This is a genomic window from Pusillimonas noertemannii (assembly GCF_003096595.1).
Classification (GTDB): Bacteria; Pseudomonadota; Gammaproteobacteria; order Burkholderiales; family Burkholderiaceae_B; genus Pusillimonas; species Pusillimonas noertemannii.
In genome coordinates, this window is the sequence record NZ_QEKO01000005.1 from 47,994 (window position 1) to 74,249 (window position 26,256).

General features: G+C 61.8%; 31 protein-coding genes. 15 read left to right on the top strand and 16 right to left on the bottom strand.

The window, feature by feature from the left end:
• Positions 1–5: 5 nt before the first annotated feature.
• Together C7440_RS15480 and C7440_RS15485 are read right to left on the bottom strand one after the other, a co-directional pair.
• The gene (locus tag C7440_RS15480) at positions 6–275 is read right to left on the bottom strand and encodes a BrnA antitoxin family protein (RefSeq protein ID WP_116519168.1); all 270 of its coding nucleotides are present in this window, start codon (positions 273–275) and stop codon (positions 6–8) included.
• Positions 244–531 (bottom strand): BrnT family toxin, encoded by a 288-nt coding sequence (locus tag C7440_RS15485; RefSeq protein ID WP_116519169.1) that lies wholly within the window; start codon positions 529–531, stop codon positions 244–246. Before C7440_RS15485 ends, C7440_RS15480 begins: the two co-directional genes overlap by 32 nt.
• A 307-nt stretch (positions 532–838) precedes the next feature.
• Here C7440_RS15485 and C7440_RS15490 point away from each other — a divergent pair, with 307 nt between their 5' ends.
• Together C7440_RS15490 and C7440_RS15495 are read left to right on the top strand one after the other, a co-directional pair.
• Entirely contained in the window at positions 839–1,138 is a 300-nt protein-coding gene (locus tag C7440_RS15490; protein WP_243410944.1) for a BrnT family toxin, read from the top strand.
• Positions 1,128–1,454 carry a helix-turn-helix domain-containing protein gene (locus C7440_RS15495; RefSeq protein ID WP_207775424.1) on the top strand — a complete coding sequence of 109 codons (327 nt, stop codon included), beginning with the start codon at positions 1,128–1,130 and terminating at the stop codon, positions 1,452–1,454. Before C7440_RS15490 ends, C7440_RS15495 begins: the two co-directional genes overlap by 11 nt.
• 7 nt (positions 1,455–1,461) lie before the next feature.
• Here C7440_RS15495 and C7440_RS15500 read toward each other — a convergent pair whose 3' ends face one another.
• Positions 1,462–1,758, bottom strand: coding sequence for a HigA family addiction module antitoxin (locus C7440_RS15500; RefSeq protein WP_116519171.1), 297 nt, complete (start codon positions 1,756–1,758; stop codon positions 1,462–1,464).
• A gap of 283 nt (positions 1,759–2,041) precedes the next feature.
• Here C7440_RS15500 and C7440_RS15505 point away from each other — a divergent pair, with 283 nt between their 5' ends.
• From C7440_RS15505 to C7440_RS15530, 6 genes are all read left to right on the top strand, one after another.
• Positions 2,042–2,227 carry a type II toxin-antitoxin system HicA family toxin gene (locus C7440_RS15505; RefSeq protein WP_116519172.1) on the top strand — a complete coding sequence of 62 codons (186 nt, stop codon included), beginning with the start codon at positions 2,042–2,044 and terminating at the stop codon, positions 2,225–2,227.
• A gap of 11 nt (positions 2,228–2,238) precedes the next feature.
• Positions 2,239–2,655, top strand: a complete 417-nt coding sequence (locus C7440_RS15510) for a type II toxin-antitoxin system HicB family antitoxin (protein ID WP_116519173.1) — start codon at positions 2,239–2,241, stop codon at positions 2,653–2,655.
• Positions 2,656–2,775: 120 nt separating this feature from the next.
• Positions 2,776–3,417 carry a carbonic anhydrase gene (locus C7440_RS15515; protein WP_116519174.1) on the top strand — a complete coding sequence of 214 codons (642 nt, stop codon included), beginning with the start codon at positions 2,776–2,778 and terminating at the stop codon, positions 3,415–3,417.
• A gap of 167 nt (positions 3,418–3,584) precedes the next feature.
• Positions 3,585–4,568: a diaminopimelate dehydrogenase gene (locus tag C7440_RS15520; RefSeq protein WP_116519175.1), complete on the top strand. Its 984-nt coding sequence runs from the start codon at positions 3,585–3,587 to the stop codon at positions 4,566–4,568.
• 294 nt (positions 4,569–4,862) lie between these two features.
• Entirely contained in the window at positions 4,863–5,144 is a 282-nt protein-coding gene (locus C7440_RS15525) for a type II toxin-antitoxin system RelE/ParE family toxin (RefSeq protein ID WP_116519176.1), read from the top strand.
• Positions 5,145–5,158: 14 nt separating this feature from the next.
• Positions 5,159–5,464, top strand: a complete 306-nt coding sequence (locus C7440_RS15530) for a HigA family addiction module antitoxin (RefSeq protein ID WP_116519259.1) — start codon at positions 5,159–5,161, stop codon at positions 5,462–5,464.
• On the opposite strand, the gene pobA is transcribed toward C7440_RS15530, so the two are convergent.
• On the bottom strand, positions 5,454–6,635 hold the full coding sequence (pobA, locus tag C7440_RS15535) for a 4-hydroxybenzoate 3-monooxygenase (RefSeq protein ID WP_116519177.1): 1,182 nt from the start codon (positions 6,633–6,635) through the stop codon (positions 5,454–5,456). The two genes, C7440_RS15530 and pobA, sit on opposite strands and share 11 nt — an antisense overlap.
• 162 nt (positions 6,636–6,797) lie before the next feature.
• On the opposite strand from pobA, the gene C7440_RS15540 reads away from it, so the two are divergent.
• Entirely contained in the window at positions 6,798–7,685 is an 888-nt protein-coding gene (locus tag C7440_RS15540; RefSeq protein ID WP_017522431.1) for a helix-turn-helix domain-containing protein, read from the top strand.
• 158 nt (positions 7,686–7,843) lie between these two features.
• On the opposite strand, the gene C7440_RS15545 is transcribed toward C7440_RS15540, so the two are convergent.
• Together C7440_RS15545 and C7440_RS15550 are read right to left on the bottom strand one after the other, a co-directional pair.
• Positions 7,844–9,013, bottom strand: coding sequence for an ABC transporter substrate-binding protein (locus tag C7440_RS15545; protein ID WP_116519179.1), 1,170 nt, complete (start codon positions 9,011–9,013; stop codon positions 7,844–7,846).
• 189 nt (positions 9,014–9,202) lie between these two features.
• A complete protein-coding gene (locus C7440_RS15550; protein WP_116519180.1) occupies positions 9,203–10,837 on the bottom strand; it encodes an FAD-dependent oxidoreductase in 1,635 nt (544 codons plus the stop codon).
• Between the two features lie 207 nt (positions 10,838–11,044).
• On the opposite strand from C7440_RS15550, the gene C7440_RS15555 reads away from it, so the two are divergent.
• Entirely contained in the window at positions 11,045–11,965 is a 921-nt protein-coding gene (locus C7440_RS15555; protein ID WP_243410945.1) for a LysR family transcriptional regulator, read from the top strand.
• Positions 11,966–12,150: 185 nt separating this feature from the next.
• Here the strand turns inward: C7440_RS15555 and C7440_RS15560 are convergent, their stop codons facing one another.
• Both C7440_RS15560 and C7440_RS15565 read right to left on the bottom strand, forming a co-directional pair.
• Complete coding sequence (locus C7440_RS15560; RefSeq protein WP_017522427.1) at positions 12,151–12,810, bottom strand: 3-oxoacid CoA-transferase subunit B; 660 nt, start codon at positions 12,808–12,810, stop codon at positions 12,151–12,153.
• 10 nt (positions 12,811–12,820) lie between these two features.
• Complete coding sequence (locus tag C7440_RS15565; RefSeq protein WP_017522426.1) at positions 12,821–13,519, bottom strand: 3-oxoacid CoA-transferase subunit A; 699 nt, start codon at positions 13,517–13,519, stop codon at positions 12,821–12,823.
• Between the two features lie 192 nt (positions 13,520–13,711).
• Between C7440_RS15565 and C7440_RS15570 the strand changes: the two genes are divergently transcribed.
• A complete protein-coding gene (locus C7440_RS15570) occupies positions 13,712–14,539 on the top strand; it encodes an IclR family transcriptional regulator domain-containing protein (protein WP_243410946.1) in 828 nt (275 codons plus the stop codon).
• 269 nt (positions 14,540–14,808) lie between these two features.
• Here C7440_RS15570 and C7440_RS15575 read toward each other — a convergent pair whose 3' ends face one another.
• The 7 genes from C7440_RS15575 to pcaH all read right to left on the bottom strand — a co-directional run bounded on the left by C7440_RS15575 (position 14,809) and on the right by pcaH (position 20,410).
• Complete coding sequence (locus tag C7440_RS15575) at positions 14,809–15,435, bottom strand: BPSL1445 family SYLF domain-containing lipoprotein (RefSeq protein WP_165832616.1); 627 nt, start codon at positions 15,433–15,435, stop codon at positions 14,809–14,811.
• A 95-nt stretch (positions 15,436–15,530) separates the two neighbouring features.
• Entirely contained in the window at positions 15,531–15,725 is a 195-nt protein-coding gene (locus tag C7440_RS15580) for a hypothetical protein (protein WP_116519183.1), read from the bottom strand.
• Positions 15,726–15,944: 219 nt separating this feature from the next.
• Positions 15,945–17,234, bottom strand: a complete 1,290-nt coding sequence (locus tag C7440_RS15585) for a saccharopine dehydrogenase family protein (protein ID WP_116519184.1) — start codon at positions 17,232–17,234, stop codon at positions 15,945–15,947.
• 36 nt (positions 17,235–17,270) lie between these two features.
• Positions 17,271–18,368 (bottom strand): carboxynorspermidine decarboxylase, encoded by a 1,098-nt coding sequence (locus C7440_RS15590; protein ID WP_116519185.1) that lies wholly within the window; start codon positions 18,366–18,368, stop codon positions 17,271–17,273.
• 14 nt (positions 18,369–18,382) lie between these two features.
• Complete coding sequence (locus C7440_RS15595; RefSeq protein WP_116519186.1) at positions 18,383–18,736, bottom strand: helix-turn-helix domain-containing protein; 354 nt, start codon at positions 18,734–18,736, stop codon at positions 18,383–18,385.
• 295 nt (positions 18,737–19,031) lie between these two features.
• A complete protein-coding gene (gene pcaG / locus C7440_RS15600; RefSeq protein WP_180064397.1) occupies positions 19,032–19,670 on the bottom strand; it encodes a protocatechuate 3,4-dioxygenase subunit alpha in 639 nt (212 codons plus the stop codon).
• Positions 19,670–20,410, bottom strand: a complete 741-nt coding sequence (pcaH, locus tag C7440_RS15605) for a protocatechuate 3,4-dioxygenase subunit beta (RefSeq protein WP_116519188.1) — start codon at positions 20,408–20,410, stop codon at positions 19,670–19,672. The genes pcaG and pcaH overlap by 1 nt, the downstream gene beginning before the upstream one ends.
• A 161-nt stretch (positions 20,411–20,571) precedes the next feature.
• Here pcaH and pcaQ point away from each other — a divergent pair, with 161 nt between their 5' ends.
• The 3 genes from pcaQ (at position 20,572) to C7440_RS15620 (ending at position 24,201) form a co-directional block, all read left to right on the top strand.
• Positions 20,572–21,537, top strand: a complete 966-nt coding sequence (gene pcaQ, locus C7440_RS15610; RefSeq protein WP_116519189.1) for a pca operon transcription factor PcaQ — start codon at positions 20,572–20,574, stop codon at positions 21,535–21,537.
• A 127-nt stretch (positions 21,538–21,664) separates the two neighbouring features.
• On the top strand, positions 21,665–22,834 hold the full coding sequence (locus tag C7440_RS15615; protein ID WP_116519190.1) for an ABC transporter substrate-binding protein: 1,170 nt from the start codon (positions 21,665–21,667) through the stop codon (positions 22,832–22,834).
• A gap of 194 nt (positions 22,835–23,028) precedes the next feature.
• Entirely contained in the window at positions 23,029–24,201 is a 1,173-nt protein-coding gene (locus C7440_RS15620) for an ABC transporter substrate-binding protein (protein ID WP_165832617.1), read from the top strand.
• 180 nt (positions 24,202–24,381) lie between these two features.
• On the opposite strand, the gene C7440_RS15625 is transcribed toward C7440_RS15620, so the two are convergent.
• Positions 24,382–25,995 (bottom strand): glycoside hydrolase 5 family protein, encoded by a 1,614-nt coding sequence (locus C7440_RS15625; RefSeq protein ID WP_017522414.1) that lies wholly within the window; start codon positions 25,993–25,995, stop codon positions 24,382–24,384.
• On the opposite strand from C7440_RS15625, the gene C7440_RS19755 reads away from it, so the two are divergent.
• A complete protein-coding gene (locus C7440_RS19755) occupies positions 25,994–26,227 on the top strand; it encodes a hypothetical protein (protein WP_133244302.1) in 234 nt (77 codons plus the stop codon). The two genes, C7440_RS15625 and C7440_RS19755, sit on opposite strands and share 2 nt — an antisense overlap.
• Positions 26,228–26,256 lie beyond the last annotated feature (29 nt).

Consider the following 26,256-nt stretch of genomic DNA (forward strand, 5'->3'; position numbering starts at 1 on the left):
CCCTTTTATGAATGCGACCGCAGCCATTCCCGCATGGCGTCATTGACTCGCGTCTGCCATCCCCGGCCCGTAGCTTTTAGGCCTTCGAGTACATCTTGGTCAAATCGAATGCTGGTCTGTATCTTGACCGGTGATTTCTGCGGCCCCCGCATACGTTTAACGCTGCGTTGAAACGAGGCTGGCATGTCTTTCAGGCGCTTGGCTTGCTCGAAATCAGCCTTGGTCCACTCCGGGGTGTGCTCGTCAATCCGTTCGGGATCTGGTTTCCTGCGCATAAAAACATACCTCTCTGATATTGGCCTTGCGAAGGCTGATGACGCGCACGGCTTCACCGCGCAAAGTGAAGGCCAGGAAATAAAGGTGCGGTCCGATCATTCCTAAAGCTTGATAGCGTGTTTCCGTATAGGGGAACCGCTTGTCTTCTTTGATGAGGGCTGTATCAAAGTCGAACGCCTGTGCCAAACCGAGAGAGAATCCTCGTTCAGCAATATTTCGCCTATCCTTGACGGGGTCGAACTCGACTATTGTCATTCTAATTGTAGATACGATTTGTGGTTTTGTCACTCGGGACAACGAGGCTTCAACCGGAAGTTCAAAGCCTCGCTTTGTAAGATGACAGGAGATCTGGACCTCTGAGCTTTGGGCCGGCGTTTGCGGCGGGGGGCATCGAAGCCAGTTCTCGCTCTTCAGTTTGCCTCAGGACGTTTGCGAAGGCAGCTTCGGAAACTACGTTGCCGCATGTTTTTACATCGAGAGAAAAAGTTCCTTTCATCATTGTCCGGACGATAGACCCGCCTATAGTAGGTCTCCATTGACATCTCCTTGACGGGGTGGTTCAGTGAACTACAATGGGCCTATAGAATTTGAATGGAACGAACTCAAAAGCGACCTCTGTTTTCGGGAGCGAGGGTTTGACTTTGCCTATTCGGCAAGGGCATTTTTTGATCCTCGGTGTATTGTCCGACGAGATACCCGACACGATTATGGCGAAGACCGTTTTCAGATGATGGGAAAAATTGAGGGCCGTGTATTCGTCATTGTTTACACGCCCAGGCTTTATGCAATACGCATTCTCTCGGCCCGAAAAGCCAATCAGCGTGAGATCCGGTGCTATGAAAACCATACGAATGAAGATTGATCCTTCCACGCCAGCCGCGCTGCAGCCGGGAAGGATTGATCGGCTGCGGGTCGATGCCACGACGGAGCAGGAAATCGCCAGGCAACAGGCGGCGGACGATAAAGATGCTTTGCAAGACGCGGCCAGGTTTGCGCTGCGCGTGCGCCAACGTCTGGGGCTGAGCCAGTCCCAGTTTTCCAGGCATATCAATGTGCCTATCGAGACGATACGAAATTGGGAGCAGGGCAAGCGTTATCCGACAGGCGCGGCAAAAGCCTTGCTCAGGGTTCTGGATCGCGAGCCCGAGGCGGCACTGCGGGCTTTGGGCGAGGGCTAGCCGCTAATTACGCTTTCTCCAAAGGCCGTATCTTTGCCAGTACGTCGGCAAGTGCGTCTCTTGCAACTTCCGTATCGTACGCAACCTGGGCGCGCAGCCAGTATCCGTCTGAAAGGCCGAAGAACCGGCAGAGCCTCAAGTCGGTGTCAGCGGTGACGGAGCGCTGTCCCTTGACGATTTCATTGATGCGTCGCGCAGACACGCCAATTTCTTTGGCAAGGCGGTACTGGCTGATACCTAGCGGGGCAAGGAATTCTTCTTGCAGCAATTCGCCGGGGGTAATGGGAGGAATGTCACGAGCCATGGGGTATACCTTTCAGGGATCACGAAAATAATAACGCATGGCGTTATTAACGTAAAGCGTTAATAGGTAAGTCACTTTTTGATATTAATCCTCAGTGTGCCAAGGGCTTCCATAGCTTTCCATGGATGCGGATGTTTATATCCAGTTGCCCTCAAGCGAGTGCCCCATCAATATTGAAGCCCGCTGCTTATTGGAGCGGGTTGCCCTAAGCCATCGCGTATGTAGGAACGTACGGTCATCTTAATTAATATTTTTTTGATGAATCTTTTTTGATAAAATAAAAATGAACGGAAAGGAAATCATCAAGAAACTCCAAGAGCATGGCTGGAAGATTCTTCGGCAAGAAGGCAGTCATGTGCGCATGGGCCTCGATGCTGCGCGTACCACCGTACCCATGCACGGCGCTCGGGATGTCAAGGCGGGTACTTTGGCCAGCATCGAGCGGCAAACCGGCGTGAAGCTCAAATGAAGGAACTCGATATGGACACTCGTTATCCCGCCCTGATTACCAAGGCCCTGGAAGGGGGTTTCTGTGTCCGATTTGTTGATCTCGACGAAGCGTTTACCGAAGGCGACTCGATGGAAGAGGCTTTGTTCAACGCTGCCGAGGTGCTCACGCTTACCCTTGAGGGCCGGCTTTCCGAGGGCATAGAGGTGCCGCCGCCCAGCCGTAGTGTCCGCGGGGCGCGCTACATCGCGCCCGACGCCAAGACGCAAGGCGTATTGCTGCTGCGCGCCGCGCGGGGTGAGCGCAGCTTGGCCGAATTGGCGCGGGCGCTGGAAACCAGTTGGCCGCAGGCTAAAAGGCTGGAAGATCCGCATCATTGGCCTAGCCTGAAAACGCTCGACCGCGCCGTGCGCGTCCTGGGCAAGCGGCTGGTGCTCAGCGTCGAGTAAGGCCGCCAAAAGCAACAGGAGTAAAATACCGCCTGCAAACCAAACCCCACGCTGGTGCGCCGCGCGAGCATTCGCATGGCCGGCATCGTGTGTCTGTCAAAACCACGAAAAGGAACTCCCGTGCTGCCTCAACGACTCACCGCAGGTTATCAAAGCTTTCTAGATGGCCGTTTCAAGACGGAAAGCGAGCGATATCAAGAGTTGGGCGAGTCGGGACAGAACCCCGAGATCATGCTGATCGGCTGTGTCGATTCGCGGGTTTCGCCCGAAGTGATTTTCGATGCGGGCCCGGGCGAGATGCTGGTGGTGCGCAATGTGGCCAATCTCGTTCCCAAGTACGAGACCGACCCGAAGGCTTCGCATCACGGCACCAGCGCGGCGATCGAGTTCGGGGTAAATGGGCTGAAGGTGAAGCACATCGTCGTGTTGGGCCATGCTTCTTGCGGCGGCGTGCGCGCTTTCCACGACCACGCCGAGCCGCTTAGCCAGGGCGACTTCATCAGCAAGTGGATGGCGCAGATCGAACCGGCCGCCGAGCGCATCGGACCCATGACGGGCGATCTGAAGACCGATCTGAAGCGGCTTGAACTGGCGGTGGTCGAGGAAAGCCTGAACAACCTCATGACCTTTCCTTTTGTGCGCCGCGCGGTGGAAGAGGGCAGGCTGCAATTGCACGGCGCTTATTTCGGCGTGGCCACGGGGCTGCTGTTCTCGCGCAATCCCGAGACAGGCGAATTCAAGGCCTGCCTGGGCGAGGACTGAACGCCTTTCTCGTAGGTGCCGGTGCGCTTGGCAAGCAGCGTGCCATGCGTGAGTCGGTCAGCGTCTGGCCAGTTTCCGGCAGGCCATCCGAGCGGATGGACGTCGCGCCTAGCCCCTTGCTTTAAAATGCCTTCGTACCTAAAACAGACCAAGCAGGAGAAGCGGTTTTGACCACGAAGATCAGGATAGGCATTGCAGGCTACGGCAATCTGGGGCGGGGCGTTGAATCTGCGCTGGCCCAGAATGGCGATATGGAACTGGTGGGCGTGTTCACGCGCCGCGAGCCCGGCCAGTTGAAGCTGCTGGGCAATGCGCCGGTGCTGCATATCGACGACATCGGCCAATACCAGGGCAAGATCGACGTGCTGATTCTGTGCGGCGGTTCGAAGAACGACTTGCCCGAGCAGGGGCCGGCGCTGGCCGCGCTGTTCAATACGGTCGACAGCTTCGACACCCATGCCAAGGTGCCCGAGTACTTCGAGGCGGTGAACCAGTCGGCCGAGCCTGCGGGCAATACGGCCATTATTTCTGTGGGCTGGGATCCGGGCCTGTTCTCATTGAACCGCTTGTTCGGCGAAGCGGTGCTGCCCGAGGGTGCCACATACACCTTCTGGGGCAAGGGCCTGAGCCAGGGGCATTCCGACGCGGTGCGCCGGGTGCCGGGGGTGAAGGCCGGGGTGCAGTACACGCTGCCCGTGCCCGAGGCGGTAGAGCGCGTGCGCAATGGCGAGCTGCCCCAGCTTTCCACGCGCGAGAAGCACAAGCGCGAATGCTTTGTGGTGCTGCAAGAGGGTGCCGACGCCGCCGCGGTGGAGCAGGCCATCGTGACCATGCCCGATTATTTTGCCGACTACGACACCACGGTGAACTTCCTCGATGAAGAAACCCTGCGCCGCGACCATGAGGCCATGCCGCATGGCGGCTTTGTGATCCGCAGCGGCACCACGGGCCAGGGCAACACACAGGTGGTGGAATATTCGCTGAAGCTGCAAAGCAACCCCGAGTTCACCGCCAGCGTGCTGGTGGCCTATGCGCGCGCGGCCCATCGCCTTAACCAGATGGGCCAGGCCGGCGCGAAGTCGGTGCTCGACGTGCCTCCGGGCCTGCTGTCGCCCAAGAGCGCGGCCCAGCTTCGCAAAGAGCTCTTGTAAAGCCCAAAGGGTGGGGTGCTTCGTGCGCAAGCGCTATTTGTCATCTGACGACGCTTGAGAAGGCCCCACGCCGGCATGGCCGTGCCATCTGCGCGAGGCAGGACAAAAGCAGCAAAATTCTGCCGGAGAGTGCCGAGTCTCCGATATGCTTGACCGGTATTTGGTTGTTGCCTTGCCGGGTTTACGTCGATTCCGACGCATCGCGGCGGATCCATACTGTCGCTGCATCGCCTTTGTCGCAGGGCTTGTACAGTTCCGTATTTCCACTTAGAATAACGTTTATCGGTAAACGATATGCCCATACTTTCATTCCGCTGCGAAGAGACGCGGGCATTATTCGAAGGTGAGCGCGTTCAGCGTTTCGCCAACATTCACGGCGTGGCCGAACGCAAATTGCAGCAACTGGATTCGGCTGAAACGCTGGCATTCTTACGAGCCCCACCGGGGAACAGGCTGGAACGACTCATTGGCGACCGAGCGGGGCAACACAGCATACGTGTTAACGCGCAGTGGCGAATCTGCTTCGTGTGGACGAGCGATGGGCCCGCTCAAGTCGAGATTACGGATTATCACTAACGATGAAAGCGCAAATGAAGCCGATCAATGGCATGCGGCCCGTGCATCCTGGCGAGGTGCTGCGTGAAGACTATCTAGCTCCCCTGGGTATGACGCCGCACGCCTTGTCCAAGGCGCTGAAGGTGCCGCCGGCGCGTGTCAATGACATCGTGTTGGGACGCCGAGGCATAACGCCCGATACGGCACTGCGGCTTGCACGGTATTTTGGGGGCGATGCGCAATCGTGGTTGAATCTGCAGCAGGCCTATGACCTGAAAACTGCCGAACGGACCGCGCTGCCCCGCATACTTGAAGAAATTAAGCCTCTGTCTACTCAATAGGCTCGTACGGCAAGCCCACGTAGTTTTCGGCGATGTTGGCCAGGCCGGCTTCCGAACCCGTGTAGTACTCGAGCTCGGCCAGCTGTATGCGCTTGCCGAAGCCGTCGTCCGAGAACTTGTGCAGCATGGACGTCATCCACCACGAGAAGCGCTCGGCCTTCCAGATGCGGCGCAGGGCGATCTCGGAATATTTGTCGAGCAGGTCGACGCGGTTTTCTTTGTAGACCTTGACCAGGATGCGGTACAGGGTGGAAACGTCGCTGGCGGCCAGGTTCAGGCCCTTGGCACCGGTGGGGGGCACGATGTGCGCGGCGTCGCCCACCAGGAACATATTGCCGTACTTCATGGGCTCGGTCACGAAGCTGCGCAGGGGCGCAATGCTTTTTTCGATCGAGGGGCCGGTAACCAGGCGGTCGGCGGCTTCTTTGGGGATGCGGGTTTTGAGCTCTTCCCAGAAGCGCTCGTCGGACCACTCTTCGATCTTGTCGTCGAGCGACACCTGCACGTAGTAGCGGCTAAGCACGTCGGAACGCTGGCTGCACAGCGCGAAGCCACGCTCGTGGTTGGCGTAGATGAGCTCGTGGTCCACGGGCGGGGTTTCTGAAAGAATGCCGAGCCAGCCAAAGGGGTACACGCGCTCGAAGGTCTGAATTTCGTCCTTGGGGGCCGACTGGCGCGACACGCCATGAAAGCCGTCACAGCCGGCGATGTAGTCGCACTCGAGCTCGATGGTTTCGCCGTCTTTGACGAATGTGACGCGAGGCTTGTCGGTGTAGAAGTCGTGCAGTTGCACGTCTTCGGCCTCGTAGATGCTGATGCCGCCTTCGCGCTTGCGGGCGTCCATCAGGTCTTGGGTGACTTCGGTCTGGCCGTAGACCATGACCGTTTGGCCCTTGGCGTATTTCTTGAAGTCGATGCGGTGCATCTTGCCGTTGAAGGCCAGCGACACGCCTTCGTGCACGTGGCCTTCGCGGTCCATGCGATCGTTGGCCTTGGCTTCGCGCAGCAGGTCGACCATGCCCTGTTCGAGCACGCCGGCGCGGATACGGCCCAGCACGTATTCGGGCGAGCGGCGCTCGAGGATGACGGTGTCGATGCCTTGGTGATGCAGAAGCTGGCCCAGCAGCAGGCCCGAGGGGCCGGCGCCGATGATGGCGACTTGGGTTTTCATGAGCGTCTCCGATGACGGCGGGCCTGGGCCCGCGGGCTTGTCAGAATGAAATTCGTAAACGACTGTAAGAGGTCGGTTCATTGCAATAATGGCCCGAAACGCGGCGGTAAGGAATGGATTTCTGCCTATAATAATTGTACTTTTCGAAAATCCAGGCGGCTTATGGCAACCCAGGCGTCCGTACCGGTTTACCAGCTTTACGGGGAACGTGAGCAATGGCCCACGCCCGACATGGTGCATTGCGAGCTTATCGCCGACCGCAGTAAATTGCACGATTGGCAGATCAAGCTGCACCAGCACCATGGCCTGATGCAGATGCTTTACCTGAAAGGGGGCGACGCGCGCGTGGGGCTCGACGGCCGGTATCAAGACATGCAGGCCGGGCAATTGGTGGTGGTGCCGCAGATGTGCGTGCACGGCTTTCGCTTTGCGCCCAACGCGGTGGGCCACGTAGTAACGCTGGGCTATCCGCTAGCTAAGCGCCTGGCCCAGGGCATCGACGACGCCGGGGTGCTGGCGCCCGGGCCGCACATCTATACGGTGCGTCCCGAAGAAAGCGCGCAGATCGACATGGCGTTTGCCATGTTGCAAGACGAATACCTGGCCAGCCGGCCCCATCGCAATGCGATGATCGAGGCCATGTTGACGACGCTGCTGGTGTGGGCGGGGCGCCAGATGAGCCGCTCGTCGGCCGAGCCGTCGCAGCTGGCCGACCGGGGACGGCGCCATTTCGGCACCTTCAATACGCTTATCGAAGAGCACTATGCCGAGCAATGGCCCGTGGAACGCTATGCCCGCGCCATTGGCATTACCCCGGCCCATCTCAACAACCTGTGCCGGCAGATCGTGGGGCATTCGGCGCTTGAACTCATCCACCAGCGCGTGGTGCTGGCGGCCAAGCGCAACCTGGTCTATACCTCGATGACGGTCAGCGTGGTGTCGCACACGCTGGGTTTTTCAGACCCGGCGTATTTCACCCGCTTCTTCAAGCGCGAAGTGGGCGTGTCGCCCAAAGAGTTCAGGCGACAGGCGGCTACGCTTCTTGAATAGCCGGCCATCGCCTTAACGCTTTCCCGCCGCTGTCCTCGCTGCGTTGCGGCCACTGGCTCTTGCCGGCGAGGCGGGATGAGCCCGCCGCGCCCCGCGCAGCGAAATGGCTGCACGGGGCGGGGGGTTGCTCTTTGCCCGGAGAGTGTGCGGTGAAGCGATTACTCCTTGCCTGGGTCGCGATAATTCTTCAATGAATCATCGAACTCCACGTTCACCAGCTTGCCGTCCCGGCGCTCGACCTTGCGAATATAGATGGTCTGGTTGATGTCGCGCGTTTCGGGGTCTATGGTGATGGAGCCGCGGGGGCTGACGAACGAGACGCCGCGCACCGCCTGCATGAATTTTTCGGTCGAGGCGTCACCACCGGTTTTCTTCAGCGTTTCATGTATGACGCGCATGCCGTCATAGCCGCCCACCGACATGAAGTTGGGCCTGTCGTTGGGGTAGGCCTTGTAGTAGGCCTGGGTGTAGGCCTTGTTCTCCTTTGATTCGTGCACCTCGGAATAGTGGTGCGCGGTAACCAGCCCCAGCGCCGCATCGCCCATGGCGTCTATGCTGTCTTCGTCCGTAAGGTCGCCGGTGGCGATCACGCGTATGCCCTCGTCGGCGAGGCCGCGCTGCTGGAAGCCTTTCAGGAAGGCGATGGGCAGCTCGCCCGCCGGCAGGAACAGGAACACCACGTCGGGCTTGACGTCCTTGATGCGCTGAAGAAAGGGCGCGAAGTCGGGGTTCTGCAGCGGCACGCGCACTTCGCCCACGATCTCGCCGCCGGCCGCGGTATAGCTCTTCTGGAAGTAGCCTTCGGCGTCGTAGCCGGGGCCGAAGTCGGCCACCAGGGTAAAGGCCTTCTTCATGCCGTTCTGGACGGCCCAGGGGCCCAGCGGCACGGTGTACTGCGCCACGGTGGCCGAGGTGCGCACGATGTTGGGCGAACGCGTGGTCAGGCTCGAGGTGCCGGCGTTCATCACGATCATGGGCTTGTCGCCGCTGGTGGCCACGGCGGCGGCCGAGACGGCGCCGGGCGTCATGGCAAAGCCCGCCAGAATGTCGACCTTGTCGCGCACGATCAGCTCTTGCGCCAGGCGGCGGCTGATCTCGGGTGCGGCGCCGGTGTCGTCCTTGAGCACGATCTCGACCTTGCGGCCCTCGAAGCTGTCGCCGTTCTGCTGCAGGTAAAGGCGTACGCCGTGTTCTATCTGCTTGCCGTAGCCCGAGAACACGCCCGACATGGGCAGCACGAGGCCGATGCGCAGCGGTTCGGCGGCAGAGGCGGTGGTGCTTGCCATGGCGCCCAGGGCCAGGGCGGCCAACAGGTGATGCAGTTTCATTGGAGGTCTCCTTGTCGTTGATTCGAGGCTTTGCCGAGGCAAGCCTTGTTGGTTCAAAGCTTCCTTGGTTCTCGAAGCTTTCCTGGTTCAAAGTGCGGGGGTCGTTGTGGCGGGGCGGCGGACGATTCAGCGCTTGGGTCTTCCAGCCGCTGCGCGTTCAAGGCTGGAGCGGCCCGGGCACATATTTGCTCACGTCGCCCCGGCGCCCCGTGCCAGGTCGAGGACGGCGGCAAAGCTTTCGTCCAGGCGGTTGCCGCGCCAGGCGATGTGCTGGTCCGGACGAACCAGCACATAGTCGGCGCCATACAGTTCGCGGGCCTGAACGTCGTCCAGGGCCAGGTCGTGCAGCGGCATGAGGGCGCTTGGCGGCGCGACATCGGTCGCCGAGGCGCCCAGGCGCAACAGGGTGAAACCCTGGCCGAAGCGGTCGAACAGCGACGAGCCGTCGTCCAGCCATACATGCGGCGCGCGATGCCCCGGGCGGCCGCAGGGCAGATAGAGATTGGCCGTATCGGGCGGCGGGCTGCCGGCTTCGGTCGCGACGATGGGCGAGTCTTCATAGCGCGTGCCCAGATGCACGCCGGGTATGGAAAACTCTTTGTAGGCGTGAAAATTCAAGTAACCGCCCAGGGCCTGCCGCGCCGCCTCGCCCGCGGGCGTGTCGTCCTCGATGTCGGCGGGAATGCGCACATGGCCTATGCTGTCGGCGAACTGGCGCGCGAAGCCGGTGTTGCGAAAGGCGGCGGGGCGGCGCTCGGCTTCATAACTGTCGAGCAGGCCGGGGCCGGCGTGGCCCTTGACGGCCGCCTCCAGCTTCCAGGCCAGGTTGGCGGCGTCTTCGATGCCGGTGTTGTAGCCCAGGCCGCCCGTGGGGGTGAACAGGTGGGCCGCGTCGCCGGCCAAGAATACACGGCCGCTGCGCATTTTTTCCGCTACCAGGGCAAAGCCCGCCGTCCACGCCGAATTGCTGATCAGCTCGAAGGGCAGGTCGGCGCCCACCGCCGTGGCGATGCGCCGGCCCACGTCGTCGTCATTGGGCTCTTCGCCTTCCTGCAGCTGGATGTTGATGATGAAGCTGCCGCGGCCGTCGACCGACACGATCAGCGAGCGCTGTTCCGGGTTCAGCGTCCAGTACTGCCAGGCGCGCTCGCCCTTCATGCGCTCGTACAGGGCCGGGGCATTGAAGTAGGCCGCCGCCATGCGTCCGCCCATGAAGCCGCGTTTTTCGCCGGCCGTACCGGCGTAGTGCAGGCCCATCAGCGAACGCACGGTGCTGCGCGGCCCGTCGCAGCCAACCAGGTAGCGGGCGCGGCAGCGCTGGCTCGCGCCGTCGGCCAACGCTATTTCCGCCTCCACGCCTTCTTCGTCCTGGCTTAGCTTTTGAACAGTGGAGAGGTATTGCACCCGGGCGCCGGCATGGCTTTCAGCCGCCCGGCGCAGCACGGGCTCAATATAAAGCTGCGAGCAGCGGTGCGGCAGTTCGGGCGTGGGCCACAGGAACTCCAGCTCGCGCAGGCGGTTTACCGCAAACGAAGACGAGGGCTGACGCAGGCGGGCCAGTTCGTGCGCGCCCAGGCGGGTGAAGTAGGCCACGTCGGTGGGGTGGTCGGGCGGCAGGCCCAGCGCGCGTATCTCTGCCGAGATGCCCAGCCGGCGGTAGTGCTCCATGGTGCGCGCGCTGTTGGCATTGGCGGCTGGATGCGTGCTGGTGCCTGGCTTGTCGTCGAACACGCGCACCGACAGGCCTCGCATGCCCAATTCGGCCGCCAGGAACAGGCCCACCGGCCCGCCTCCGGCGATGATGACGTCGCAATCGAAATTCATGTTCGCTCCACCTTGTATTTTTGGATGCCGGCCAGCCGTCATTCACAGGCCCGGCGCCAGGCGGGAGGGGTGACTCCGGCCCAAGCCGCATCGGATGCCGGAGCCTGTAGATCCGGCATCCATAGTGTGTTCTTGAACCAACTATGTGTCTATATAATGGAATGCATTAAGACTATGTTGACCATGCATAGTATGGGGAGAGACAAAATGTCCGACATGCCGCACGACCTGAACTTTCTGTACCTCGTCGACGCCCTGTACCGCGAAGGCAGCGTCTCGGCCGCCGCGCGCCGGCTCGACCTGACCCAGCCCGCCGCCAGCCATGCCCTGAACCGGCTGCGGGCGCGCTTCGGCGACCCGCTCTTCGTGCGTTCGGGCGCGGGCATGACGCCCACCCCCACCGGAGAGCGCATGGCCCGGGGCGCCGCACGGGCCCTGGCTCTTATCCAATCCGACGTGCTTGAAGAGCCCCGCTTCGATCCGGGGCAGTCCGAGCGGCGTTTCACCGTCGGCATGACCGACATGGGCGGCACCGCCATTCTTCCCAAGGTCATGCAGATGCTCGACCGCCAGGCGCCCGGCATTACCCTGCAACCCAAGGTGGCTGCTTCGTCAGAGATCGGGCAGATGCTGGAAAGCGGGGCGATCGACGTGGCCTGGGGCTATTTCGGTCAGCTGGGCCCAGGCCTGTACCAGCAAAGCCTTTTCAGGCGGGCACTTATCGGCATACGCCGCAAGTCGGGCCGCAAGTCGGCGATGACGCTGAAGACTTTTGTGAACACGCCGCACGTGCTGGCCAATGCCACCGAAGTCACCAACGAGCTGCTGCGCCAGCGCCTGAAAGAGCGCGGCCATTCTTTGAAGGTGGCGCTCGAGTGCCCCTATATTCTCGCCGTGCCGGCCATCGTGGCGGGCACGGATTACATCGCCACCGTGCCCGACGAGCTGGCCGGCGTATTCCAGCGCCTGGCCGAGATCGAGACCTTCCAGCTGCCGCTGCCCATGCCCGACATCACCGTCAGGCAGCATTGGCACGCGCGCTTCAACGACGATGCAGGCCATCGGTGGTTCCGCAACAAGGTATTCGAGTGTGTATCGGACGATGCGGGGAAGGGCCCGCGCAACTGAGTGTCGAGCGCTTGCAGCGCGAGCGCGCAGCCGCTCACAGCATGGGCGGAAGGGAAATGTGCCCCTTCATGAAAAACACCCCAAAGGTTGGATCGACGTCCAACTTTTGGGGTGCGGTTCATGGCCGGATTCGTCTCGGGCCATTGAGGCGCCATGCGGGAACGGCGTGGCGTGGATAGTGGGCCCTAGCGCGCGTCGGTCAGTGCGACCGGCGTAAGCTTTTGCAGTTCTTCAAAACTAAGGCCCGGCACGATGTCGATGACCTGGGTGCCTTCGGGGGTAAGGTCGAAGACCGCGACGTCGGTGTACACGCGGCTGACGCAGGCCACGCCCGTGAGGGGGTAGGTGCATTCGGCCACCAGCTTGGATTCGCCGGTTTTGGTGAGCAGGTCCATCATGACGTAGGTTTTCTTGGCGCCGATGGCCAGGTCCATGGCGCCGCCCACGGCGGGAATGGCGTTGGGCGCGCCCGTGCTCCAGTTGGCCAGGTCGCCGTTGGCCGCAACCTGGAAGGCGCCCAGCACGCAGACGTCGAGATGGCCGCCGCGCATCATGGCGAAGCTGTCGGCGTGATGGAAGTAGCAGCCGCCGGGCAGCAGCGTGACCGGCTGTTTGCCGGCGTTGATGAGATCGTAGTCTTCTTCGCCCTTGGCCGGCGCGGGGCCCATGCCGATGACGCCGTTCTCGCTTTGCAGGATGACTTCGCGGTCGGCGGGCAGGTGGTTGGCCACCTTGGTGGGCAGGCCGATGCCCAGGTTGACGACGGCGCCGTCGGGAATGTCGACGGCGACGCGCGCGGCGATCTGGTCGCGCGTCCAGGCGGGAGTGGTTTTCTGTTCGCTCATGACGCTGTCCTTAATCCTGTTTGAAACCCGCAGGGCCGGTGGCGCTGCGCGGCACTTTGACGATGTGCTTGACGAACAGGCCCGGCGTGACGACGGCTTCGGGGTCGATCTGGCCCAGCTCGACGATCTCGTGCACCGATGCGATGGTGCACTTGGCGGCGGTGGCCATGATGGGGCCGAAGTTGCGGGCTGTTTTGCGGTACAGGAGGTTGCCCCAGCGGTCGCCGGTTTCGGCCTTGATAAGGGCGAAGTCGGCGAAGATGGGGTGCTCGAGCACGTAGTGGCGGCCGTTGATCTCGCGCACTTCTTTGCCCTTGGCCAGTTCGGTGCCGTAGCCGGTAGGCGTGAAGAAGGCGCCTATGCCCGCGCCGGCGGCGCGGATGCGCTCGGCCAGGTTGCCTTGCGGCACAAGCTCGAGTTCGATCTTGCCGGCATGGTATAGCTCGTCGAACACATAGGAATCAGCCTGGCGCGGGAAGGAGCAGATGATCTTGCGCACGCGCCCGGTCTTGAGCAGCGCGGCCAGGCCTATTTCGGCATTGCCCGCATTGTTGTTGACGATGACCAGGTCTTTGGCGCCATGGGCGATGAGGCCGTCGATAAGTTCGGCCGGTTGGCCTGCGCCGCCGAAGCCGCCGATCATGATGGTGGCGCCATCATGAACGCTGGCCAGCGCCTGTTCGACCGAGGGAGAGATTTTATTGATCATATTTCCAATACGAACATTTCGTTGAAAACGGGTAGGGTAGTTCTTATAATGAACTTTTATTCGTTTGTAGAACTTAATGCACCTAGCATAATGACGCCCTGCCTGCTTGTCAATGACAGCGGCGGCGCTGTGCCCATATTGCACGAAAAGCCTTTTGCCCACCTTCGCGCAATGTTTTCTTGAAGGACCCCCATGAGTTCAAGTGAATCCGCATTGAAGCCGCCGACTTCCGCCCCGGCACAGGCCGAAGAGGCTCCCAAGCCCGGCGACAGCTATGTACGCTCTTTTGCGCGGGGCCTCGAGGTGCTGCGCAGCTTCGGCGCCGACGCGCCCGCCCAGACGCTTTCCGAGGTGGCCGAGCGCACCGGCCTTACCCGCGCCGGCGCCCGGCGCATATTGCTGACTTTGCTGAGCCTGGGCTATGTGTCGGCCGAGGGCCGCTTGTTCCGCCTTACGCCCAAGGTGCTGGAGCTGGGCTTCGCCTATCTCAGTTCGCTGCCGGTATGGTCGCAGGCCCAGCCCGTTATGGAAGCCCTGGTCGAAGAACTGCGCCAGTCCAGTTCGGTGGCCGTGCTCGACGGCGATGAAATCGTCTACGTGCTGCGAGTGCCTGCCCATCGCATCATGTCCATCAACCTGGGCGTGGGCAGCCGGCTGCCCGCCGATTGCACCGCCATGGGCCGAGTCCTGCTGGCCGGCCTGCCTGACGAAGCCTTGGTTCAGCGCATCGAGGCCATGCAATTGGTCGCTCATACGCCGGCCACCATTGTCGATCCCGATGCGCTCATCGATGAAATCCGCCAGGTGCGGGTGCAGGGCTGGAGCCTGGTCTCGGAAGAGCTTGAGCCGGGCCTGGTTTCCGTCGCCGCGCCCATCCGCAGCCAGAACGGCCGCGTGGTCGCCGCGCTGAACGTCAGCGGTCACGCCCGCGCCATCACCCCCGAACATCTGCTGAAGGTCTGCCTGCCCCGCCTGCTTGCCGCGGCGGCAAAGATCAACATGCTTACAAGCGCTCGTTAAGGCCCTAACAACTAGATGCGAGGGTGAGAGGCGGTATGCACTTTGCAGTTCGTCCAGCGTGCGCCGAATTTCTCTGGTTTGGTCGGGGGCTTTCGGCGACAGCCTGTTCGAATCCCGAGCCGCGTAGCGGCGAGGTTGAGTTCTGCCGCCGCCCGACCAAACCAGAGAAATTCGGGAAGCCCGAAGGGCCGCATGGTGCGGACTGCAAAGTGCATACCGCCTCTCACCCGGCTAAAGAGCCCCGATTCCGCCGCCGCCAGCCTCGTCGCTTACTTGGCCTTTTCGATGGGCGTGGCCTTGCCCCTGTCATCGATGCGATTGACCTTGGTCCCTTCCAGCGACACCCCCGCCATCAGCCCCGCATTGGTCATTACGAATCCCACCACGGGGTCACGCAGCGTATTCAGGTCCACCGAACCGTTGGCGCTGAGGTTCGCCACCGCGACCGTGGCGTCCACGCCCGCCGTCCAGCCATTGCTCGCCAGGAACTTGTCCAGCGCCTCTTGCGTCTTGAACACGAAGATGATCGCCTTCGATTGCGCGCCCGCCTGCAGGCCGATCGAGCCGCTGGACGTGCTGTAGTAGCCCTTGTTCTGTCCGCCCACCCGCAACACGCCATCGCCATGCTCTGCGCCGACGATGAAGCCGCCGCCTATCACGCGCGGAAAAATCAGCACCCCCTTCGCCTGTGCAACCAGCTCGCGCGAGTTCGGCGCCACTTCATAAAGCCGCTTCAGGGCGGCATCGGCCCGCTCGTTGATGCTGTCGCGCCGCTCGACTCCGCTTTGCTCCGAGCGCGGTACCGTGGTGGTGCAGGCTGTAAGCGCGAGCGCGCCCGTGGTCATCGCCGCCGCCACAAAAAGGCTGCGGGATATAGAGGCAGTTCTTGTTTTCATCGCTTCTTCTCCGGGTTGAGGGAATACAGCGCGGTAGCAAGCGGCATTCCCGCCGGCGCCGCGCAAGCCGCCCCGGCGGGCGGCCTTGCACTCTGTTATTTCTGCGCCGTCTTGGCCGCGTCCTGGATGTCGTCCCCGACCTTCTGAATCTCCTGTCCCGCCTGGCTGATGGCCTTGTCGATTTCCTTGCCGGCCTTTTCGGCGGGGCCTTCCTGTTCGCATCCTGCCAGCGCCAGGGCGGTAAATGCCATGGCGGCGAACTTGGTGATCGAGCGATTATTCCTGAACATGGTTTCCCCTTTCTTGATGTTGGTTCTGGTCGCCGGGGCCTTGTAATGTTAATTGGCCTTAGGTGACGCAGGCATTTTCTGCCAGATCGGGCCCATATTCAACGTCCGCAACAATTGGTCGCGCTTGTCGCTTATTTACTCATTTTTATTATGCGGGTCGCGATGCCGGCCAGGGCGCCTCGCGGCGGCGGGCGTCCAGGCGCCGCCGTAAGGGTTCGCTTATCGGGAATTGACGACCTTGTCGGTGGAAGAGCGTTCCACCACCTGTTGCTGCGGGTCGACGACGTAGTCCTGCCCGTCGTGGCGGGCGCGCGTGACCAGGCCCATGCGGTTCATCAGGGCGATGAAGGGCGCGGGGTCGAGTTCTTCGACGTTGACCATGCCGCCCACGTCCCAGGTGCCGTTGGCGATGAGCAGGGCCGCGGCCACGGCGGGCACGCCCGCGGTGTATGAGATGGCCTGGCTGCCCACCTCGGCAAATGACTCTTCATGGTCGCACACGTTGTAGATGAGCACTTCGCGCGGTTCGCCGTGCTTGCTGCCCTTGACGAGGTCGCCGATGCAGGTCTTGCCGGTATAGCCGGGCGCGAGCGAGGCGGGGTCGGGCAACACGGCCTTGACCACCTCGAGCGGCACCACCTCTTGGCCGCGGGCGGTGCGCACGGGCTGCTCGGAAAGCAGGCCCAGGTTCTTCAGCACCGTGAACACATTGATGTAGTGGTCGCCGAAGCCCATCCAGAAGCGGATGTTGGGCACGCCCAGGTTCTGCGACATGGAGTGCAACTCGTCGTGGCCCGTAAGATAGGTGGTGCTTTTGCCGGTGACCGGAAGGTCCCACTCTTTGCGATGCTCGAACATCTGGTTGGCCTTCCAGCTGTTGTTCTCCCAGGACCATACGGTAGAGACGAACTCGCGGAAGTTGATTTCCGGATCGAAGTTGGTCGCAAAATAGCGCCCGTGGCTGCCGGCATTGACATCGATGATGTCGATGGAATCGACGCTGTCGAAATAGCTGTCGATGGCATAACGCGCATAGGCGTTGACTACGCCGGGGTCGAAGCCCACGCCCAGCACGGCGGTGACGCGGGCCTCTTTGCAGGCCTGGCGGCGCTTCCACTCGTAGTTGGCATACCAGGGCGGCGCCTCGCACACCTTGGCGGGGTCTTCATGGATGGCGGTGTCCATGTAGGCGGCGCCGGTTTCGATGCAGGCCTGCAGCACCGACATGTTCAGGAAGGGCGAGCCCACGTTGATGACGATCTGGCTGCGGGTGGCGCGGATCAGGAACTTGGTGGCCTCGACGTCCATGGCGTCCAACTGGTGGGCCTGCAGCAGGCCGGGCTTGCGCAGGCTGCCTTTCTCGTGCACCGACTCGATGATGGCCTGGCACTTGGACAGGGTGCGCGATGCGATGTGGATGTCGCCCAGCTGGACATTGTTCTGGGCGCACTTGTGGGCAACGACATGGGCGACCCCGCCGGCACCGATGATGAGGACATTGCGTTTCATGGATGTGCTCTCTTTTTTCAAGTCAGGTTGATGTCGTCAGGAAAGGCTGCCGACATAGTCGTCAAAGGAAAACGCCCGTACCAGGCGCACGCTGCCATCGGCCTTGCGGATGGCGATTGCCGGCATGTCGATGCCGTTGAACCAGTTCTTCTTGACCATGGTGTAGCCGCCCGCATCGCCGATGGAGATGCGGTCGCCCACTTGCAGCGGCTGCTCGAACAAGCCTTCGCCGAAGATGTCGCCGGCCAGGCAGGTCTTGCCGCAGATCTCATAGGCATGCTCGCCGCGGCCCTGGCCTATGGGAGCGGTTTCGCGGTAGATGAGCAGGTCGAGCATGTGGGCTTCGGTCGAGCTGTCGACCACGGCCAGGTTCTTGCCGCGGAAGCCGACGTCGAGCACGCTGACCTCGAGCGTGGTGGTGTGGCGCACGGCCGCTTCGCCAGGCTCGAGATACACCTGCACGCCATAGTCTTGCGCAAAGCGCTTCAGGCGGTCGCAAAGCGCGTCGACCGCATAGCCGGGCTCGGTGAAGCTGATGCCGCCCCCCAGGCTGACCCACTTGAGCCGGCGCAGGATGTCGCCGTAGCGCTGCTCGACCTGGCCCAGCAGGGCGTCGAAGCTTTCGAAGCGGTCGTTCTCGCAGTTGTTGTGGATCATCACGCCGTCGAGGCGGTCAATAATCGACAGGATGCGCTCGGGGTCGGTTTCGCCCAGGCGGCTGAAGGGGCGGGCGGGGTCGGCCAGATCGAAGCCCGCGCAGCTTACGCCGGGGTTCAGGCGCAGGCCCTTGGGCTTGCCGCCCGCGCGCGATTCGAAGCGCAGGAACTGGTTGAGCGAATTGAAGATGATCTTGTCGCTGTGGGCCACGACCTCATCGATCTCGTGGTCGGAGAAGGCCACGCTGTAGGCGTGGGTTTCTTTACCGAATTTCTGGCGCCCCAGCTTCACTTCATACAGCGACGAAGAAGTGGTGCCGTCCATGTGGGGGCTCATCAGGTCGAATGCCGACCATGTGGCAAAGCACTTGAGCGCAAGCAGCAGCTTGGCGCCGGAGCGTTCGCGGATGCGGTCCATGACCTGCATGTTGCGCATCAGGGCTGATTCATCGATCAGGTAGTAAGGCGTTGGAATCATTGATTGTTGAAAAGTCAGGGTGAGTCGAGGCCGGCCGGCTTGCGGCCTCGTTTCTTGGGATCCATGTGCATTTCGCCGCGATGGTCGATGACCATGGGCGGCTGGTCGGGAAAGGTGGCTACCAGTGTGAGCTGGCCGCCGATGCATTCGACGTAGTGGCGCAGGGTGGACAGCAGCATGTCGCTGCGCTTTTCCAGGCGCGAGATGGTGTCCTGGCCCACGCCCAGCGCCGCCGCCAGCTCTTCCTGCGTCTGGCCGGCGCGCTTGCGCAGTTCTTTCAGCGTGGTGAGCGCCATGGGCTCGGCTAGCGCCAGCCCATTGTCATGGGGCGCCTGGGTTGCGGCCGCGTCTTTGTGCTTCTTTGCCATATAGAGTGGGTCTCGTTTTGGACAAGGGGGAGATTATGTCTTAAAGGCCATATGGTGTCAAATGCATATTTGTCTTGCGATGCGGAAGGGCAAATCATGCTTTTACAGGAGTCCGGCCCATGCTCTGGTTCGGAAGCAGCAGGCAGGGCGAAGAGGCGAGGAGGGTGGAGGGAAGTGAAGGAGGCGGCAGCGATGTAAAGAGAAACGCCCGCCGCGTCGGGTGGACGCGGCGGGCGCGGGGTGAGCGGTTGGGGCCTGTCGGACAGGCCCGGAGCCGCCCGGCGTCTTCAGCGGATCAGACGTCGAAGAACACGGTTTCGTCCGGGCCCTGGATATGGACGTCGAACTGGTAGACCACCTGGCCGTCTTTCTCGGTGCGCTCGGCAATGAGGGTCTTGCGGCGCTCGACCCATTCGATGCCGTTCAGGATGGGGTCCTTGGCATTGGCTTCCTGCTCGTCGGAGAAGTACACGCGGGTGTGCAGGCCGATGTTGATGCCGCGCGCCACGATCCACACATTGATGTGCGGCGCCATGAGCTTGCCGTGCCGGCCCACCACCGCGCCGGGCTTGACGGTGTCGAAGCTGTACACGCCGGTCTGGAAGTCGGACGTGCCGCGTCCCCAGCCGCGGAAGCTGGGATCGATGGGCTTGTCTTCCTGCTTGTCGGCGGGATGGTTGTAGCGGCCCGCCGCGTTGGCCTGCCAGATCTCGAGCAGCACGTCGCGGATCAGCGCGCCGCTGCCGTCGAACACCCGGCCCTCGAGGCGGATGCGCTCGCCCTTGGTTTCAGGCGTGACCAGCACGTTGCCGAAGTTGTTTTCGAAGATGTCGAAGCCGGCCTGCTTGGGGGCCAGGCCGATGTGCACGTATGGACCCGCGGTTTGCGAAGCGGTTTCCTTCAGGTAGAAGGGCTTGTTGAGTTCCCTGAACATTATTTCGCTCCTTGGATGGTGTTTTCGAACAGGGTCGCGCGGCTGCCGCGCACCACGATGTCGAAGCGGTAGGCCCGGCTGTCGAGCGCGACGTAGGCGCCGCGGTCGAGCTGGGCGATCAGGCTGCGCACCGCTTCTTCACTGGGAATGGAGCGCACGATGGGACAGTCGGGGATCATCGGATCGCCCTCGAAGTACATCTGCGTGATGAGGCGCTGCGCAAAGCCCGAGGCGGAGATCGAATAGTGGATGTGGGCCGGACGCCAGTCGTTGATCTGGTTGCGCCAGGGGTAGGGGCCGGGTTTGATGGTGCGGTAGAAGTAGTAGCCGTTTTCGTCGGTCAGGACGCGGCCACAGCCACCGAAGTTGGGGTCGATGGGGGCGATGTAGGTGTCGTTCTTGTGGCGGTAGCGGCCGGATGCGTTGGCCTGCCAGACTTCGACCAGGGCGTTGGGCACCGGACGGCCGTTTTCGTCGAGCACGTAGCCGTGGACCAGGATGCGCTCGCCGATGGGCAGGCCTTCTTGGGCGTAGTTCAGGATAAGGTCGTTGTCCAGCGGGCCGAGCTCGTCGGGAGAGAAGCGGGGGCCGGTGATTTCGGACAGCGAGTTCTCGATCGAGATGAGCGACTTCTGGGGCGAACGCAGCACGCTGGTCTTATAGCCCGGCGTATAGGCGGGCGGGTGCCAGCTGCGGTCGCGCTGCAGGAACTCGCCGAATTGTTCGGTAGGGGTGGTCATGGGAATCTCCTTGTGGTCTTTGCTGCGTCGTGCAACGACTCAGTGCCGCCATGGTAAGCGTTGGTAATAATCATGTAAATTGAATTAAACGCCAATATTTGATAACTTGAGATTATTGAATATATCCGGGGCCGCTCTCTGGAAAGAGGCGGGCAAAAGCCATGGCGTCGATCGACACGCAGCAGTTCAACAGCCGCATTCGCCTGCGGCACATCCAGTGCTTTGTCGCGGTGGCGCAAGAGCAGCACTTGCGCAAGGCGGCCGAGCGCCTTCACCTGAGCCAGCCGGCCGTGTCCAAGACACTGGCCGAACTCGAAGAGTTGATGGGCACACGCCTGATGGAGCGAGGCCGCTTCGGCGCCCGGCTTACGCGCGACGGGCAGTCCTTTCTGGCTCACGCGCTGTCGGTGCTGGAAGCCCTTGAAGGCGCGCGCCGCGCCATGCTCGACGAAGCCACCGGCACGCTCGAGGTCGTTCGCGTGGGGGCTCTGCCCACCGTCGCCCCCGACCTGCTGCCGCTGGCGCTGGCCGAATTCCGGCATGTCTGGCCCGAGGCCAAGGTCGACATCCAGATTGCGGCCAATGCGCCCCTGCTCGACAAGCTGCGTTCGGGCGAGGTGGATTTCGTGCTGGGCCGCATGGCCGACCCCGAGGCCATGGTGGGCCTGTCGTTCGAGCTGCTGTACGTAGAGCCGCTGGTGGCGGTGGCGGCCGCCGGCCATCCTCTGTTCCAAGAGGCCGACGCGGGCTTGCACCGCATTCTCGAGTTTCCCCTCATCGTGTCCACGCGGGGCACGGTGCCCCGCCATAACACCGAGAGCTTCTTGCGCTCCCGCGGCCTGGACCTGCCGTCGAACTGCCTTGAAACGCTCTCTGTATCGGTGGCGCGGCTGGTGGCCATACGGTCCGACTCTGTGTGGTTCACCCCCATGGGGGCGGTGCGCGAAGACCTGGCCCAGGGCCTGCTGCGCCGCCTGCCGCTGGTTACGGGCGGCACCGAAGAGCCCGTCGGCCTGCTGCACCGAAGCGAAGCCCAGCCCGGGCGCTGCGCTGCTTCGTTGATGAAGATCCTGCGCGAAACGGCCGAACTCAGGCGAGGCTCCGGCGGGGCCTGGACCCTTGTTTGACAAACTGCCCCCGGCCTTCTAACCTACCGCGTATGTGTTCTTTACATGAATAAAAGTTCGCATAACGAACAATTTAATGGGCCGAAAGGGCGTTGCCCCCAGGCTGTTTTACCGCGGGAGTTTCTCAATGCGTATCCGTAAAACCTTTCTGGCCGTCGCCCTGGCGCTCGGCGCAACCGGCGCCGCGCAGGCCGCCGATGACCTCAAGATCGGCATGGTGCTGCCCATGTCGGGCCCCTTCGCCGCCTATGGCGAACAAATTCTGGCAGGCGCGCGCCTGTACCTGCAGCAGCACGATGAAAAGCTGGGCGACCGCAAGGTAGAACTCGTCGTCAAGGACGACACCGGCGTTGCGCCGGCCGTCAGCCGCCGCGTTGCACAGGAACTGGTCAACCGCGACAAGGTCGATGTGCTGGCGGGCTTCGGCCTTACCCCTTCGGCCTTTGCCGTGGGCCCTCTGGCCACGCAGGCCAAGGTACCCATGGTCGTCATGAATGCGGCCACTTCGTCGGTGACCGAGAAGTCGCCCTATATCGTGCGCACCTCGATGGCGCTGCCCCAGATCACCGCGCCCATCGCCACATGGGCGGTTGAAAACGGCATCAAGCGGGTCTACACGGTGGTGGCCGACTACGGCCCCGGCCACGACGCCGAGAAGCAGTTCATCGAAACCTTTACCGAGGCGGGCGGCGAGATCGTGGGCCAGGTCCGCACTCCGGTCGCCAACCCCGACTTTGCCCCGTTCTTGCAGCGAGTCAAAGACACCAAGCCCGACGCGGTCTTCCTTTTCGTGCCTGCAGGCGAGCAGGGCGTGTCCTTCCTCAAGGGCTACCAAGAGCGTGGGCTGGCCGACGAAGGCATCAAGCTCATCTCCACCGGCGACCTGACCGATGAAGACGTGCTCGACGCCATGGGCCAGTCGGTAGGCGTGATGACCTCGTTCCATTATTCCGAGGCGCACGATTCCGAGCTGAACAAGCAATACGTGCAAAGCTACTACAAGGCCTACCCCGGCAAGCGTCCCAACTTCATGTCGGTGGCCGGCTATGACGGCATGCACCTGATAGACGCCGTGCTCAAGAAGACGGGCGGCGATGCCAGCGGCGACACCTTCATCGAAGCCGCCAAGGGCCTTGCGTGGGAAAGCCCGCGTGGCCAGGTCGCCATCGACCCTGAAACCCGCGACATCGTGCAAGACATCTACATCCGCGAAGTGAAGGAAGTGGACGGCAAGCTGCAAAACGTCGAGTTCGACCGCATTCCCGAGTTCAAGGATCCGGTCAAGGCTAAAAACTAGGCATTTCCTGTCGTAGGAATGGGCCTCGGCGTTTCGGCGCCGAGGCCTTTTTTTTGGCGCCGAGGCCTATTTTTTGTTGGCGTAAACCCTAGAGTTTGCCTTTAAGCATTGACAAAAAGTAACCCGCTTTTTAGCCTTGCAATGTACATTACCGATCATTCGTAAATATCTCGATAATCCCCGGAGGAGTCCCGATGCGTTTCACTAAAGTCCTATTAACCGCTGCCATGTCGCTGGGCATTGCCGCTTCCGCGCATGCGGCCGACGACCTGAAGATCGGCTTCGTGCTGCCGATGTCGGGACCGCATGCTTCATACGGCTTGCAGATCCTCAACGGCGCAAAGCTGTACATGCAGCAGCATGGCGATACGGTGGCGGGCCGCAAGGTTCAAATCCTGGTCAAGGACGATACCGGCGTGGCGCCCGAAATCAGCCGCCGCGCGGCTCAAGAACTGGTCAACCGCGAGCACGTCGACGTGCTGGCTGGCTTCGGCCTTACGCCTTCGGCCTTTGCCGTGGCTCCGCTGTCGGCTTCGGCCAAGATGCCCATGGTCGTCATGAACGCGGCCACTTCCTCGGTTACCGAAAAGTCGCCCTACCTTGTGCGCACTTCCATGACGCTGCCGCAGAACTCGGCCCCCATGGCCACCTGGGCGCTGGCAAACGGCATCAAGCGCGTCCACACGCTGGCTGCCGACTACGGCCCGGGCCATGACGCCGAGAAGCAGTTCATCAAGACCTTCACCGCAGGCGGCGGCGAAATCATCGGCGAGGTGCGCACGCCTGTCCAGAACCCCGACTTCTCTCCCTACCTGCAGCGCATCAAAGACGCCAAGCCCGACGCTATCTTCATGTTCGTGCCTTCGGGCGAGCAGGGCGTGTCCTTCCTCAAGAGCTACGCTTCGCGTGGCCTGGCCGAAGAAGGCATCAAGCTCATCGCCACGGGCGACCTGACCGACGAAGACGTGCTCGACGCCATGGGCGATCCGGCTCTGGGCCTGATCACTTCCTTCCATTATTCCGACGCCCACGATTCGGAGCTCAACAAGCAGTACACCGAAGCCTATGCCAAGGCCTATCCCGGCGTGCGTCCCAACTTCATGTCCATGGGCGGCTACGACGGCATGCACCTCATCTACGAAGTGCTCAAGAAGACCAACGGCGATGCTTCCGGCGACGCTTTCATCGCGGCGGCCAAGGGCATGTCCTGGGAAAGCCCGCGCGGCCCGATCACCATCGATCCTGAAACGCGCGACATCATCCAGGACATCTACATTCGCAAGGTCGAGCGCCGCAACGGCCGCCTCGAGAACGTGGAGTTCGACGTGATCAAGCAGGTCAAGGATCCAGGCAAGGCTGATAAGTAAGCCGTGCAGGCTTGAAGCCCAAACAAAAAAACCGCACGTTTTTTCTGACGTGCGGTTTTTTATGCGCTCTGTGGCGGCCTGGCGGTATTAAACCCTCGCCGCCGGTTCATTTTTCAGGAGAACCCGCAGTGCGGGAACTGAGTTCGGGGCTGTGACAGCCGTTCGGTGCGGGGACTGAGTTCAAGGCTGTGACAGCGCCGCTTCGCGGATCTGCTCGGCGTTTTTATAGATATCCTTCAGAACATCCAGCAGCTCGGTCTTGGGCGTCAGTTTGTCGACTTGTACGTTGGAGCCTTTTTTCCATGCGGCATCGGCATAGACCTGCTCGGCGGAGCGGTCTCCGAGTGCGATGGAATACAGGCCAAAGCCTTCTTCATCCCAATGCTGCTGAGGGAAATAGTCCACCCGGGCGCCGCCTTCCTGCTTGATGTCGGAGCCGCCGCCTTGCTTCCACCATTCGTCGCTCCATTCGAAATAGAACATGCCGGCCACGACAGGATGCTTGAACGCCTGCGGAATGACTTTGCCGACGACTTCCGCGGTTTTCTTGATGCTGGCTTCGGTGGAACGGATGGGGGGCAGGTCGCCGCCGCCGTCGCGGACGGTGGTGGGCAGGCCGTACTCGGTTAGAAGAATCGGGCGAGCCGTGTCGGATTGAGCGGATTGCTTCCAGGGGTCGAGCGTGGTGGCCAGCTGTTCTACCTGGAACGCGTTGATGCCGTAGAAATCGATCGCCTTGGCATATTGCCTGCGGTAGTCGAGGGTTTTGGAGGCGAACTGCGGGTCGTCGAAATACGCCCAGCCCACCAGCTTGTCGGGAGCGATGCGCTTGGCCCGTTCGGCATAGTTCTGGACCTGGCCCCAGAAGTGCTGGGCCTTGGCGGCATTGTCGGCGTAGCGGTCGGCGCCTCCGCCGATTTCGTTGAATATGGTAAATCCCAGCACCGCAGGGTGGTTTTGCATCTGCGTGACCGTAGCGGTGAAGTTGTTGTCCCAGTACTCGATTTCTTTGGCGTTGGCGGTGTTGTCGAAGTAGTTTTTATCGAATATCACCTCGGGCATGGGGATGCCGACGATGACGTAGATGGGATCGACGCCGTTGTTCCACGCTTCGTCGAGAAACTTCTTGTGCTCGCGCACCAGAAGCGAATCGGGGCTATTGATGGCCGCCTGGTCGGGGATCGTGCCGTCGTCGTTGATGAAGTTGGCGATGAGCGAGTAGGTGCGCACGGCGTTGAACCCGTGCCCGCGTATCACTTCAAGGTCGCGCTTCCAGACGTTTTCGAAATCAAGAAACCCGCCGGGCGTGTCCCAGAACACGTCGCCGAAACTGGGCCCGTTCTTGTTTGAAAAGCCGATGGGCGCCGGTGAATAGCCCACCCCTTTGGTCAGGAAACTCTGTGCCGTGCCGCCTTCGACCGCCACGGTGAAACGGGCGTTGCCCTGGGCGTCGATGCCGCTATTCCATTGGGTGGTGGACGGCGCGACGCCGGCCGGTACGGGGCTGACTGAGCTGACGGCATCGTTCCAGACGATGTCCTCGTCGTCGCTGGCCAGGGCGTAGCCGCCATTGCGCAGGTAATCCACCGTGAGCGAGCTTGCGTTCAGTGGAACGCCCTGTATGGTGACTTGCGGGGCCGCCTCCACCTCTATGGGTCCGTACAGCAATTGGCCGGCGGAATCCCTGAATTCAACCTGCATGGCGTTGACGCCGTCGGGAAGGGGGGCGTGATCCTGGACAACGTCCGTTGCGGCCGGAATAGCCGCGGCAGCCTGTTGGCTTGAATGCGCCATGGCACTTGCCGAACTCGCGCCATGCGAAATGGTGACGTCCCCCGTTGTAGGGGGATCGTCGGAACCGGAACTGCCGCCGCATCCTGCAATGAAGACGGTCGCCATGGACGCAGCCCAAAGCTTTTGCCGGGTGGATAAGGTATGGATCATGATGCGGCCGCCTCCTTTGATGTTCGTCGTGATGGCGATGCAGAGCCGCCATCACTATAAGCAACCTATTGTAATTATTTGATTCTTATTATAGGTGTGCATCTTCCAGGC

Excerpts from the sequence above, each read along its gene's own strand:
- C7440_RS15580 (WP_116519183.1), bottom strand. The coding sequence starts at position 15,725 with ATGTTCAGGAATAATCGCTCGATCACCAAGTTCGCCGCCATGGCATTT.
- C7440_RS15485 (WP_116519169.1), bottom strand. The coding sequence starts at position 531 with ATGACAATAGTCGAGTTCGACCCCGTCAAGGATAGGCGAAATATTGCT.
- C7440_RS15585 (WP_116519184.1), bottom strand. The coding sequence starts at position 17,234 with ATGAAACGCAATGTCCTCATCATCGGTGCCGGCGGGGTCGCCCATGTC.
- pobA (WP_116519177.1), bottom strand. The coding sequence starts at position 6,635 with ATGAAAACCCAAGTCGCCATCATCGGCGCCGGCCCCTCGGGCCTGCTG.
- C7440_RS15500 (WP_116519171.1), bottom strand. The coding sequence starts at position 1,758 with ATGGCTCGTGACATTCCTCCCATTACCCCCGGCGAATTGCTGCAAGAA.
- pcaQ (WP_116519189.1), top strand. The coding sequence starts at position 20,572 with ATGGCGTCGATCGACACGCAGCAGTTCAACAGCCGCATTCGCCTGCGG.
- C7440_RS15555 (WP_243410945.1), top strand. The coding sequence starts at position 11,045 with ATGTCCGACATGCCGCACGACCTGAACTTTCTGTACCTCGTCGACGCC.
- C7440_RS15545 (WP_116519179.1), bottom strand. The coding sequence starts at position 9,013 with ATGAAACTGCATCACCTGTTGGCCGCCCTGGCCCTGGGCGCCATGGCA.
- C7440_RS15560 (WP_017522427.1), bottom strand. The coding sequence starts at position 12,810 with ATGAGCGAACAGAAAACCACTCCCGCCTGGACGCGCGACCAGATCGCC.
- C7440_RS15620 (WP_165832617.1), top strand. The coding sequence starts at position 23,029 with ATGCGTTTCACTAAAGTCCTATTAACCGCTGCCATGTCGCTGGGCATT.
- C7440_RS15595 (WP_116519186.1), bottom strand. The coding sequence starts at position 18,736 with ATGGCAAAGAAGCACAAAGACGCGGCCGCAACCCAGGCGCCCCATGAC.
- C7440_RS15495 (WP_207775424.1), top strand. The coding sequence starts at position 1,128 with ATGAAGATTGATCCTTCCACGCCAGCCGCGCTGCAGCCGGGAAGGATT.
- pcaG (WP_180064397.1), bottom strand. The coding sequence starts at position 19,670 with ATGTTCAGGGAACTCAACAAGCCCTTCTACCTGAAGGAAACCGCTTCG.
- C7440_RS15570 (WP_243410946.1), top strand. The coding sequence starts at position 13,712 with ATGAGTTCAAGTGAATCCGCATTGAAGCCGCCGACTTCCGCCCCGGCA.
- C7440_RS15565 (WP_017522426.1), bottom strand. The coding sequence starts at position 13,519 with ATGATCAATAAAATCTCTCCCTCGGTCGAACAGGCGCTGGCCAGCGTT.
- C7440_RS15540 (WP_017522431.1), top strand. The coding sequence starts at position 6,798 with ATGGCAACCCAGGCGTCCGTACCGGTTTACCAGCTTTACGGGGAACGT.
- C7440_RS15510 (WP_116519173.1), top strand. The coding sequence starts at position 2,239 with ATGGACACTCGTTATCCCGCCCTGATTACCAAGGCCCTGGAAGGGGGT.
- C7440_RS19755 (WP_133244302.1), top strand. The coding sequence starts at position 25,994 with ATGGCACTTGCCGAACTCGCGCCATGCGAAATGGTGACGTCCCCCGTT.
- C7440_RS15575 (WP_165832616.1), bottom strand. The coding sequence starts at position 15,435 with ATGAAAACAAGAACTGCCTCTATATCCCGCAGCCTTTTTGTGGCGGCG.
- C7440_RS15480 (WP_116519168.1), bottom strand. The coding sequence starts at position 275 with ATGCGCAGGAAACCAGATCCCGAACGGATTGACGAGCACACCCCGGAG.
- C7440_RS15530 (WP_116519259.1), top strand. The coding sequence starts at position 5,159 with ATGAAGCCGATCAATGGCATGCGGCCCGTGCATCCTGGCGAGGTGCTG.
- C7440_RS15525 (WP_116519176.1), top strand. The coding sequence starts at position 4,863 with ATGCCCATACTTTCATTCCGCTGCGAAGAGACGCGGGCATTATTCGAA.
- C7440_RS15505 (WP_116519172.1), top strand. The coding sequence starts at position 2,042 with ATGAACGGAAAGGAAATCATCAAGAAACTCCAAGAGCATGGCTGGAAG.
- pcaH (WP_116519188.1), bottom strand. The coding sequence starts at position 20,410 with ATGACCACCCCTACCGAACAATTCGGCGAGTTCCTGCAGCGCGACCGC.
- C7440_RS15550 (WP_116519180.1), bottom strand. The coding sequence starts at position 10,837 with ATGAATTTCGATTGCGACGTCATCATCGCCGGAGGCGGGCCGGTGGGC.
- C7440_RS15590 (WP_116519185.1), bottom strand. The coding sequence starts at position 18,368 with ATGATTCCAACGCCTTACTACCTGATCGATGAATCAGCCCTGATGCGC.
- C7440_RS15625 (WP_017522414.1), bottom strand. The coding sequence starts at position 25,995 with ATGGCGCATTCAAGCCAACAGGCTGCCGCGGCTATTCCGGCCGCAACG.
- C7440_RS15615 (WP_116519190.1), top strand. The coding sequence starts at position 21,665 with ATGCGTATCCGTAAAACCTTTCTGGCCGTCGCCCTGGCGCTCGGCGCA.